5 protein-coding genes are annotated in these 12,187 nt (G+C 52.6%); all 5 read right to left on the bottom strand.

Annotated elements, in window-relative coordinates; translation table 11 throughout:
* Nucleotides 1-6: 6 nt before the first annotated feature.
* The 5 genes from GILYN3_RS11170 to GILYN3_RS11150 all read right to left on the bottom strand — a co-directional run bounded on the left by GILYN3_RS11170 (nt 7) and on the right by GILYN3_RS11150 (nt 12,165).
* On the bottom strand, nt 7-1,542 hold the full coding sequence (locus GILYN3_RS11170; protein WP_049723058.1) for a methyl-accepting chemotaxis protein: 1,536 nt from the start codon (nt 1,540-1,542) through the stop codon (nt 7-9).
* A gap of 423 nt (nt 1,543-1,965) precedes the next feature.
* Nucleotides 1,966-3,627: a ShlB/FhaC/HecB family hemolysin secretion/activation protein gene (locus tag GILYN3_RS11165; protein ID WP_049721335.1), complete on the bottom strand. Its 1,662-nt coding sequence runs from the start codon at nt 3,625-3,627 to the stop codon at nt 1,966-1,968.
* A 98-nt stretch (nt 3,628-3,725) separates the two neighbouring features.
* Complete coding sequence (locus GILYN3_RS11160) at nt 3,726-9,776, bottom strand: MBG domain-containing protein (protein ID WP_049723057.1); 6,051 nt, start codon at nt 9,774-9,776, stop codon at nt 3,726-3,728.
* A 317-nt stretch (nt 9,777-10,093) separates the two neighbouring features.
* Nucleotides 10,094-10,855, bottom strand: coding sequence for a TlyA family RNA methyltransferase (locus GILYN3_RS11155; RefSeq protein ID WP_049723056.1), 762 nt, complete (start codon nt 10,853-10,855; stop codon nt 10,094-10,096).
* Nucleotides 10,856-10,869: 14 nt separating this feature from the next.
* Nucleotides 10,870-12,165, bottom strand: a complete 1,296-nt coding sequence (locus GILYN3_RS11150) for a hypothetical protein (protein WP_049723055.1) — start codon at nt 12,163-12,165, stop codon at nt 10,870-10,872.
* Nucleotides 12,166-12,187: the final 22 nt, after the last annotated feature.

Below are 12,187 nucleotides of genomic sequence, written 5' to 3'. Positions count from 1 at the left end.
CTAGTATCAGATTTTAAATCGCCCAACCAGACCAGACATTTGCTTAGCCATTTCCGCCAAATTAACACTGTTGGCGGTAATACGGCTGGAGCTTTCAGCGGTGCTAATTGCCACACCCGATACGCTATCGATATTAACCTCAATTTGTTGTGTTGCAGCGCTTTGTTGCTCCGAGGCCGCAGCAATTTGATTAGTGCGATCACGAATCTCACCCACAAAACGGGTTATGTCTTCTAGGGCTTCGGTGGCTTCATTAGCCCGGCTTACCGAGGCGTCGGCCTGAGTCGTACCGGCGGTCATCATCTCTACCGCTTTGGCTGAACCGGTTTGCAAACGCTCGATCATTTCTTGAATTTCGGTGGTAGAGCTTTGCGTGCGCGAGGCGAGGGTACGCACTTCATCGGCTACCACAGCAAAGCCGCGACCTTGTTCACCAGCACGAGCAGCTTCAATCGCAGCGTTTAGGGCCAGCAAGTTAGTTTGCTCGGCAATGCCGCGAATCACATCCAACACCGTACCAATAGCAACCGTTTCCTGGCGCAAGCGATCAATCACTTCCGAGGCGGTTTTAATATCGGTCGATAAGCTTTGAATCTGGCTCATGGTGTCGTGCACGATCTCTTTGCCGCCCATGGCGACTTTATCGGCTTGCAGCGAGTTATCGGCGGTTTCGGCAACCCGCTGAGTAACATCGGCCACTACGCTGGCCATTTCTTTGATCGCAGTAACGATCTGTTGGATATCCGATTGCTGCGAGGTAATAGAGCGCTCGTTCTCTTGCGATAACTGCGACAAGATGTTGGCACTTTCGTCGACCTCGGCAGCTGTTTCTGCAACATTGCCAATAATGCTTTGCAGACGCTCAACAAAACGGTTAAAGCAAGCCGCCAGTTCGCTGATCTCATCCGTGCCCTCTACGGGTAAACGACGGGTTAAATCGCCTTCACCTTCCGAGATATCACGCAGTGCTCGTACAACGTTGTTGACCGGCTTAACCACACCCGCCTGTACTAAGTAAGCCAAACCTGCGGCTACTGCACTGATCACAATCACCAACCAAATGGCATCCTTAATAGCGCTGTTAACTACCGCCTTAAGCTCGTCAAGATTTACCTGAAAAGAGATCATGCCAACCTTAGCGCCGTCGGATTTAATCGCTTCGGTAATAATTAAACCACCTTCGATCTCAACCACACCCTCAGCATTGGGCCTATTGGGCAAGCCGGCGGGCATTTTTCCCTCGGCGGCGCGGGAGAACCAAGCAAAAGGCTCACCGTTGGTATAAACCACCGCACCTAATACGCGCTGACTGACATTCAGCGCGTTTAACGAGGCGCTAACCGTCATATCGTCATCAAAGGTTATGGCACCTACGCTCGCTTCGCCCAATACTTGGGCAAGGGTGCGGGTGTCATTAACAATTGTTTCCTCTACCGTGCTAATACCCGAGCGAACGGTAACAAAGGTAGTCACCAATACAGCGGCGACGCAGGTTAGGGTGACACTAAGTAGGATCTTCCACTTAAGAGATAAATTTTTCACGATGCCCTCGGCTGACTAAGCGTTGTTGACTCAATTTTTATAGTGACAGGGTTGCGAACGTCACACGGGCAAAAACTATTTATGTAGTGTAATGCGCCAAACTCATAATTACTGTAGGTATTATTAAAATCATCTAAGTAATTTGTTATAAAAATCTCGTCTTTTCTTGGTTTTGTCTATATCCCACTAGGGAAACCCAGACAGATCGCGCCAATTTCCATGGCCGTTAAATAGTTTTCGGCCATCAACGAAGATTCTTTACATCCAATGTACGTTATACACCAGACCAACGAGTTACAAGAGCCCCACGGGCAGGAACTTAAGCAATGATTTGCAAATGCAGGCGACGGCGTCCACTACGGGGCCGCCCTAAACCCTAGAGGATTGGCGGGCATTAACACGCCCGCCGCGTTTTAGCTCAACTTAAAACTTCCACGCTACCCGCGCAAACAAACGCACATCGTCGTCATCGCCGTGGATATCTTCACTGCCGATAGGTGCGGCGGCTGTGGCGCTGGCGCTCCACGCGCGGTTGTTGTAACGCGCCCCAATACCCGCTCCCGTTAAGCTGCGGCTGTTGTCGACGCTGGCGTCCCACGGGCTTTTGTTGATGTCGACTTGACCGTGATCGAGCAGTGCAAACGCTTGCCACTGGCTGTTTAGGTCGTAGCGCACTTCGACGTTGGCCAGGTAGCCTTCATCGCCGCTGGCTTCGCCTTGGGCGTAAGCGCGTACACCGTAGGCGCCGCCTAGGCTAAATTTCTCGGACGAGTCGAGGTTTTTATCGGCAAACTGGCCGTGGATTTGCGCGTGTAGGCTCCAGTTACCGCCGAGGTTTTGCAAACGCATCAGCGAGGGGGTCCAGCGCTCAAAGTCACCCGCGGTTTGTGCGGTCACGGTGTCGATGACTTGGTCGAGGTAGCTGTTGATGTTTAGCTCGCCTTTGGTATAGGCCAGCGAGGCTTGGGTGATACCACCACCCAACCACTGGTCGCGCCAATCGCCATTGATGCTTAGGGTGTACAGCTCAGAGTCTTTGTCGCTGTGGCTGGCAAAGGCACCAATTTTGTCTTCGAGCTCTTTGCTGTCGTACTGCAGCTGCACGTTTAGGTTGGCGCTGCGGGTACGGATTAACGATTGTTTTACAAACGCGGTGGTAATGCGCGCATTACCGGTGGCGTCTAGCTCGTCAAAGTTGCCGCCCAAGGTGTAGTCCATGTCGGAGTAAGCCACACCCAGCTCGGTGGCCCAAGGGCCAACGGGCAGTTGGTATTGGGCGCGGAAGAACACTTGTTCTTCATCGGAGCCAAGGGCTCTCAGATCAAAGCGGTCGCCTAAGCCTAATGGGCTGTTGACTTGCACGCTGGCGCCTAGGCGGTATTCACCGGTGGATTCGTTGCCGTAATTGTCGAGCTCGACGGTGCCGTTGACCCATGGGCCTTGGCTAACATCCACTTGCAGGTCACTGGTGCCAACTTCTTCACCGGGTACGAGGGTGGTGGTGACATCTATGCCAGGCAAGTCCGACAAGCGCAGCAGCGGGGTTTCTAGGTCGGAGGCGCTGAGCATTTGGTTGGCGTTTAATGCGCGGAACGGACGCTTGAGCACGAAGTCGCGGGTATGGGCGTCGTTGTTTAAGGCGACTTTACCCAACCGACCTTCAAGCACGTCGATGGTGACAACGCCGTCGTTTACATCTTGTTGCGGCAAGTAGGCGCGCGTTAAAAAGAAGCCGCGCTCGCGGTAGTAGCGGGTAATGCGGTTGCTGGCTTCTTGCAGTTCACCCAAGGTGAGGGTTTTACCGGCAAGGTCGGCCACTAATGCGGTGAGCTCATCGGCGGTAAAGATCTCGGCGCCGGTCACTTCAAAGGCATTGACCAAGACGCTGGGGCCGCCTTCGGCGGGCGCGGGTTGGGCTTGTTGTTGCGGCAGGCTGATATCGGCGTTGTTGGGCTCGGCCTGTACGCCGGGCTCGTTTTCTAGCTGCCGAATAAAGGTACCGGCATTGGGTACGGCTTGGGCAAACACCAGGTGGGGGATTAACACGGCCAGCGGCGTTAGCTTCAATATAAGGGGTAACTTCATGTTACGCGTTCCTCTCCATCGCGTTTTATACGCGGTTAAATACGGGGTTAAGCGGCGCCCTACGGTTTATGGCGCGGCGCCGCTTGTCGGTTGTGGTGTTACTCGCTGGCGTCTTGATCGGCGCTGGGCTTATCCGGCGTGATCTCGGTACGACGGTTTAACGCTTGCCCCTCTAGGGTGCTGTTGTCGGCAATCGGGCGCGTCCAGCTAAAGCCTTTGGTACCCAGTCGCGCAGGCTCTACACCCAACTCGACCAGTATGTTGTACACCGCCATAGCGCGTTTACGGGCGAGCTTTTCGTTGAGCAAGCGCGGACCGGTGTGCGAGGTGTGGCCTTCTACTAAGAGGTTAAACTCGGGATATTGCGCGAGCTTAGCCACAAATTTTTCCAGCATCTCTACGTATTCGGGCTCGACGGTATCGCTGTTGTTGGCAAACAACACCGCGCGCGGCATAGGTAGACCAAACTCGGCCAGAACCGCCGCCGGCACACGCACGCCGTCTTGGTATACGCCAAGCGATATGTCGTCCAGCTCACCGGTCAGCAAATCGCGGCCTTCAAAGAGGTTGGCGCGATCTTGGCGACCCAGTGCTTCCCGTGCAGGCAGTTGGGTACTGGTTAAGCCATCGCCGTAGCCACCGCCGGGGTTAGAGCTGAGCAGGTTTAACACGCCGTCGTTAAAGCTAACGGTGTAGTTGCTGCTGGCCAGTGTTGCCATCGGCGTTAAGGTGTATGCACCCGGTATCGGCAAGCTTAAGTCGGATGTCACGGTCAGCGAGTTACCAAACACGTCTTGCTCGGTGTCGCCGTTGGTTAGGCCGTCTAAGGTGGCGCTAAACGGTGGCAGCAGGTTCCAGTAGGTCTCGATGTCGTTGGCGGTCACCATCAGTGCGGCGGGAGTGATTTGCAGCGCGCCGTTGTTAATACTAAGCGCGTAGTTGTCGCTGAGGACATCACCGGTTACTTCTGGGGTGATGGTGTAGTAACCCACGTTTTGGCCTTCGCTGCGGCTTAGGCTCACGGTTAGGGTGTCGCCCTCGACCACGCTGCCGCCTTGGCTCCAGGTAAGCTCTGGGTCGTCTTGGCCATAGATTTTGGCAAAGTCGTCAGCGCTGATCACCAGTGGCCGTGGGGCAATGCTCAACACGCCATCATCAACGGTGACGGTGTAGTTGCTGCTGGCCAAGTCGCCCTCTAACGCGCCGGTAATCACGTAGTCGCCAACGTTCTCGCCGGGTACGCGGGTTAAGGTGCCGTTTAAGGTTTCGCCAGCAGCCAAGCTGCCACCGGTAATGCTCCAGCTAAAGCTTGGGTCGTCGTCGCCATAGATTTTGTCTAGGTCGGCAATGTTGACGGTAATGGCGCGCGGGGTAATGGTAAACACGCCGTTAATCAGGGTGACGTCGTAGTTGCCGCTGGCTAAATCGCCGGTGACGTTGCCGGTAATGGCGTAGTTGCCCACGTTTTCACCGGGTGCGCGCGATAAACGACCGGTTAAGCGGTCGCCGGCACCCAGAGAGCCCGAGGTGACTCCCCAGCTAAAGGTGGGGTCGGCTTCGCCGTACTCTTTACTGGCGTTGTTGATCTTCACGGTAACGCTGACCACGGCTTGATCGATGGTGAGCACACCGTCGTTCATCACAATGTCGTAACCGCTTTGGTTGGACCACAACTGGCTGGGGGTAATATCGTAGGTGCCGGCGTCAATCGCGCCTTGCGAGTCGCCGGTGTATTCTAAATCGGCGCTGTTAATGTCGTCCGATCCGTACGGTGTGCCATTTTCGCCAAAGGCTGCAACAAACTCAGCGTAGCTGTTGCCGTAGCGCACACCCGCGCCGGTGGTGGCGTTAATGTCGTGCAGGCCATCGTAGGCGACGCCGTCGTAGACTTTGTAATCGTCATAGGCGATCACATCGATTTCGGTTAGGAATGAGCGCAATAACGGAGTAGATTGGCCTTCGTAAATACGCCATACAGAACCTGTGCCGCCTTCGGCATCTATATCTGCACCCCAAGCCGCGAAAGAGGCTGGGTCCATAAACTCGGCAGTGGTGAGGCCGGTGGCATTCGAGGTACCAATGTTCTGACCAACCCCCATCGCTATAGCATCCGAGTTCCAGTAGCTGTCGCCGATTGAGTCTACATTGAAGCCAACTAAACCACCGACATTCATTATCCCTACTACCGCACCGGTTGCGTAACTTTGTTCAATTTGAGAAAAGTTGGCGCCCACTAAGCCACCAACATCTTCCCCTATATTGGTTCCGGTTACATCGCCCGTAGCATAACTATTAGAAACAGGCCCTATGTTGCGCCCCACTAACCCGCCAACATCAGTTTCACCCTGAACATCACCAATTGCATAACTACCAGTGATGCTTCCTAGACTTAAACCAACTAAACCACCAACTGCATTAACACCCTCCACAGATACATTAGAACGGTTATTTTGTTGATTACCCGAAATAACTTGGCCGATCAGGCCACCGACATACTCCAGACCACTTACCGTGCCCGAAGCTAGGACCTCGCTTGTGGAACCATCGATACCCCCCGTGAGCACACCGGTATAATGGCGACCTACCACATCCGCAGAACTAATAACGACATCGGCTATGGTCGCCCCCACGGAAAAACCGAAAAGGCCTACATAATCTTGATCTGAGCGATTAATAGTTAATTGTGAAATGACTTTGTTAGCCCCATCAAAATTACCCGCAAATGGGGTCGTAGTGTCACCCACTGGGGCAAAGCCGCGCCCGCCCCATACATCGGAGTAATCGCCGCCGTTGCCCGCAGTAACACTATCGGCGGTGGCCGAGGCGTCGATATCGGTCATTAGGGTATAACTGCCCGCTAAGTCAGCGGTCATACCTTGCAGGTCGTAGAGGTTATTGATTTCGCCGCCGCCAGAGAGGTGCGCGCGCAGCATCGGCCGGGAGCTACCTTCGGCGATAAACCAATCGTTGGTAAAATCGAAGCCTGAATAGCTGCCAGCGCTGTAGGCGGTTTCTGCGCCACTCCAGTCGCCGTTGACAGCTGTACCGCCTCCAGCCGAAGTGGCCTGACCGGTGGTAAACGTATCCCAGTAGCTGGTAGTAATGGCACCACCTAAACCTACACCCACAAGACCACCGACACTGGTGGTACCGGTTACCGCACCCGTGGCATAGCTGTCGGTAATGGAGGAGGCATTAGTACCCACAAGGCCACCGACCAACTCGTTGCCAGACACGGCGCCCGTAGCATAACTATCAGTAATGGTAGAAGAGTTATAACCCACCAAACCACCGGCGCTACTGTTTGTGCCAGTTACCGCGCCTGTGACATAACTAGAGTCAATAACACCGCTATTAAAACCTACCAGACCACCAACTGTAAAAGCGCCGTTTACCGCAGCCGTGGAGTAGCTACTGGCAATGCTACCTCCGTTGTCGCCCACCAGAGCACCGACATTATTACTGCCGGTAATCTCGCCCCCCTCCAAAGCAATATCCGTCAGGCTCGCCGTGTTGGAGGTAGCACCAAACAAACCGACATAGTTTTGATCCAAGCGGTTGATGGTGAGGCCTTCAATCACAAAGCCTTGGCCGTCTAAGTCGCCGGTGAAGTCAGCCGCTGCATTACCCACCGGCGCAAAGCCGCGCCCGCCCCAGACATCCGAATAGTTACCGAGATCACCCTGTGCAACGCTGGCAGCGGTGGCCGAGGCGTCGATATCTTGATTAAGGGTATAGCTGCCCGCTAAGTCAGCGGCCATGCCTTGTAGTTGGTAGAGGTTGGAAATATTGCCGCCGTCTAAAAAAGCGCGCAGCATCGGGCGGGAGCTGCCTTCGGCGATAAACCAGTCGTTGGTGAAGTCCAGACCAGCATAGGACGTTTGAGTATAGGCGTCAGGAGCACTCCAATCACCATCCACTGAGCTTACGCCTACCGGTGTGCTGCCATTAGCGCCAAACGATTGGCCCGAAGTAAACGTATCCCAGTAACTGTTGGTGTAGGTGCTTCCACCGTTTCTACCCACCAAGCCACCTTCTGGTAACCCAACCGCAACTGATACCAAGCCACTCGCCCAAGAGTTTTCAATGGTCGATGTATTTGCCTGGCCAATGAGACCTCCGTTGCCACCTGGGCCAGGGCCCGTAGCCGTTACACTACCAGTAGCGTAGGTATCGATAACTGAAAGACTATTTGCTCCGCCCACTAAACCACCAACAGTATGCTCTCCAGTTACAGCAACGTTGGCATAGCTTTGTGATATGGCGTTCGATGGGGCTGCAAGCCCCATTAAGCCACCAACATCATGCAGTCCCTGTACCTCGCCTGTAACATAACTGCCCGTGATTTGACCGGCACCGTAACCAACCAGACCACCCACATAGCCCTCACCTACAATGTTAACGTTGGTCAAGCCCACATCTGTCAATGCCGCGTTCGAAGCAGTGGCAAATAGGCCCACAGCATCTTCACTGGGCCGGTTAATCGTTAGCTCATCAATGACATAACCTCCGCCATTGAAGTCAGCCGAGTAGCCATTCACCTCATCACCGATTGGATCAAACCCTTCACCACCATTCCAACCGACGGTGCCGTTAGCAACGATATCGTTCGTTAGTATTGCATCAAACCCGAGCGTCGTATCCAGCCCTTGTAGGCCAAAAATATCGGTAATTTGTAGTGGTGACCCGGTGCCATTACCACCTGTGGCACGGGTAAAGGTGCCGCCGTTTAGAGTGAAGTCGTCAGCCATAAACGTCGGCAGGGTCGCCATGATTTGGCTAAAGTTACCGGATTCTAAGGTGAAGGCCGCCACATTAATGTGGCCCTCAGCGCCGCTAGTAATGTCGGCCAATGCGGTAAGGCTTAAGCCGCCGTTAGGTGCCTGAATATAATCGTTAAAGACAATGCCGCCATCGGCATCTAGCGTTAAAGTATTGGCGCTGGCCCAAATAATAGGGTCAGCAATGGTGATATCGCCATTGCCGGCGCCAGCATCGGCGGTTTGTAATATGACATTGCTGCCGGCCAGTGAGTTTTGCAGGGCTTGGGTATGAACGTGGCTGACGCCATCGTCTGCGCCCATTTCGTCGTAGCTGATATCCAAATCTGTTGGGTCGAGCAACCAGGTACCGGCGCTGCCGTTGGCGCTGGAGGCATCGATGTTGGCATTAGCGGTTACTTGCACCACGGCGCCAGAGGTTTCTATAAAACCGCCATTACCGCTGTTAGGGGCAGAGGCATCGAGCGTGCCGCTGACATTAACCGTGCCGCCGTTGAAGCCACCAAGCAGCATAATTTTGCCATCTTGCTCTTGCAGACTTTGCGCTTCTATTACACCTGTGTTGTTGACCACGGTTTGCAGCAACGCATCACTGGCGTGGGCGGTCATTAATACTTGGCCGCCGGGGGTTTGTATCAGGCCGTGGTTTTCGGCCAAGGCATTTAGAGCGGCTTCATCTACCTGTACATTGAGTAAGTTGTCGCCGGCAAAATCGAGGGTGATTTTGTTGCCTGCCGCCAGCGCTACACGGCCAAGCTTGGCCTGAATCACACCACGGTTAGACACTTGGCCGCCCAACAGTGCAACGGCGCCGGAGTCGGCGACACTAATGTGGCCTAAGTTAGTAACCGCGGCAGGGTTACCGTTGCCGCTAAAGCTAAAATGGGTGTAATCGGTGTGGGTTACATCCAACGTGGAGGCGACCAACGAGCCCACATTGACGCTGGCATCTTGGCCAAACAGTACGCCGTTGGCGTCCAATACAAAGACGCGACCGTTGGCGTTAAGCTGGCCATTGATCTGGGTGCCGTCGGCACTAAAGACGCGGTTTAAGGCGATGGCCGTGTCGTTGGGCTGAATGAAATTAACGATTTCATCAATGTTAATATCAAAGTTGTCCCAAACGATGGTGGTGTTTTGGGTGTTTTGTAGGATATCGGTGAGCTTGCCGCGAATATCAATATTGGCATCGCCATCAATTACCACACCGCCCGAGGGGCCAGCGTAGGCACCGTTAGTAGCGGCTGCCACGGCCAGTGCTAACGCTAACCTACGGCCGCCCCTTTTAGATTTATTGCGCGCGGCGGCAGGGGCGGGGCAATAATGCTGGGTAGCTGGGTTCCATAGCAACGGTAGGGTGTGGTTCATGGGTTTCCTCGGATGTGATTAGGTCGCAGAGCAATTTTGCTCTAGGCGTAGTTCAAACTAAGAGAGATTGTAATGGGTTGTTTATATTAAAACTATAGTGATTATTATGTGAGGTACAGCACAACAGTACTGTGGTATATACGCTATTACTTTTGTATAGATTTCTGAGCTTGTCAGTGAAAATTTACCGTTGAACTACAAATGCCATAAGATTTACAGCCGTACATTTTTATGCTCGGCTGTATTTAAAGGTACGGCGAAATGAATTGGCGCCATAAATTATGGCCTGCACGGATAAGTAACCCTACAAAAAACGCTTACTCGGATTTAGTTTCGGCCCAAATAAAAAATTCGTGGTTGCCGTCACCGCCAGTAATGGGGCTGTCAAAATAGTCGTGGACGCGGCAACCTAACGATTGGTATAGGGCAATAATGCGCTGCTTAACTTCGGGGTATAACGCCGGATCGCGAACAATGCCTTTTTTACCAATGCCGCTTTTACCGACTTCAAACTGCGGTTTAACCAAACACAGCAAATGACCCGCTGGTTTTATTAGGGGAATTAGCTCGGGAACGATTAACGCTTGCGAGATAAACGATACATCCATAACCGTTAGATCAAACCCTGCGGGGGCGTGTGCCAGCAAAGTGGCGGCGGGTAGGGTGCGGGCATTAATTCCTTCGTAGTAGGTTACCCGTGGATCGGTTTTTATTTTTTCAGCCAGTTGCTCGCGGCCAACATCAATACCCACAACATGAGCGGCGCCGGCTTGCAGCAGGCAATCGCTAAAGCCGCCGGTAGATTGCCCTACGTCTAGTGCCGTTTGACCGGCGGGGTTTAAGCCGCAATGTTGTAATGCGCCAGCTAGCTTTAACCCGCCACGCGATACATATTGAGTGGCAGTGGTTGCCAACAACCTAATGGGCTGCTGGGCGTGGCATTGAAAACTCGGCTTAGTTTGGGCTTGCCAAAAGCCGCTGGCGTACACCTCGACATTGCCGGCTTTAATAAGCTGCTGCGCCAATGAGCGACTTGCTACTAGCTGTTGCTGTACCAGCTCTTGGTCTAGCCTAGGCATTGGTGTTTGGGCCCTTACTGTTTACGTTTGGTGATGACATAAACACGACTAACATCTGAATACTTGATGGGCCCGATCATGTAGCCGGCGCCGCGGCTTACCTGAAGTTGTACGGACCTGTCGCCTAACGATAACAGCCGCCCGCTGATGGTGTTGCCATTTTTTATTTCTATAAATAGCTCTTCGTTTAAATGGTTGGCTAAATCATCTAGAGGGATGTCTACTTTTTTATCACGGTGCAAGTTTATCTCTATATTTTTTTCTTCGATCGGGTTTTTAGCCAATATGTATTGCGTCTTCCATTGTTGTGCTTGATCGGAGGGCATTTTATGAATATCAAGCTCTACCGCGGCTTGATTATTAACCCGTGCCATAGTTTTAAAGTTGTGCAATATAGCCAGCGGTTGATCTGGGTTAAAGTCAGCCACACTAACCGAGCCGATGGCATCAGCCTCAAGCTTTACGGTATCTGAATTTTGCAAAAAGGTTTGGTATAGCTCAACCATCTTCGGCCCAGCTTCTAGGCCTTGTTGCCGCCAAGCATCTTGCCAATCTTTAATTTGTGAGTTTTGTAGCTCGGCGCTGTCTAGCTCTGATTGAGCTTCGCAGTACTGCATGATTTTATGATTAAGACCACGGTCTTGATAATCAAGATTGAAATTTAACAGTGTGGCATCGCTAGATGCCGATGCTATCGACGCCATAGAGCGCGATGTAGCACCTAGTGATATTTCGGCGTTTAGGGTGGAGCGGTACATATCGGATACATCGTTGACGAGCTGAATATTTACTTGCTGGCCCGCACCGATAATACGGTAACTTAAGGTGGATGCTTTAATGTCTATGTAGCTGTAACCCACATCGCTCCATTCATTATCCGCAATAGAGCTGCCTGTGCCACAGCTAGGCATACTAATAAGAGGCAGGTTAAGTGGATCTGGGTCGGTATCACTCAAGAGTGTTATCGGTAGGCGTACACCTTCAAACTCTAACCCTAGCTCTGTGGGTAGGTAGTGGCTTTTAAGGTCGTTAAGTACGGTGTGTACATTAAGAATACTGCCTGTGGTAATGGCCACTTTATCAATACTAAACGATAAATGTATCGCTGGGCTTTGTAAAAAAATACCCTCTACCTTAATGTCTCCGGCAAAGGTTACTTCGGCATTTTTATAGCTTAATTCAACCCCAAAGCCTCTTAATTGGCTTGCCAATAAGCCGACATTTTTATCTAGCTGATAGCTGTAATACAGCTTACTTGCCACAATAAATACCAGCAGTGCAGCGGGTACCCCTAAAAGTATTTTTTTCATCCCTGCTCCTTATTTGTATTTG

The organism is Gilvimarinus polysaccharolyticus (genome assembly GCF_001187555.1).
GTDB lineage: Bacteria > Pseudomonadota > Gammaproteobacteria > Pseudomonadales > Cellvibrionaceae > Gilvimarinus > Gilvimarinus polysaccharolyticus.
Note: the sequence above shows the minus strand (reverse complement) of the source record. Positions and strands in the feature narration are given on the sequence as shown.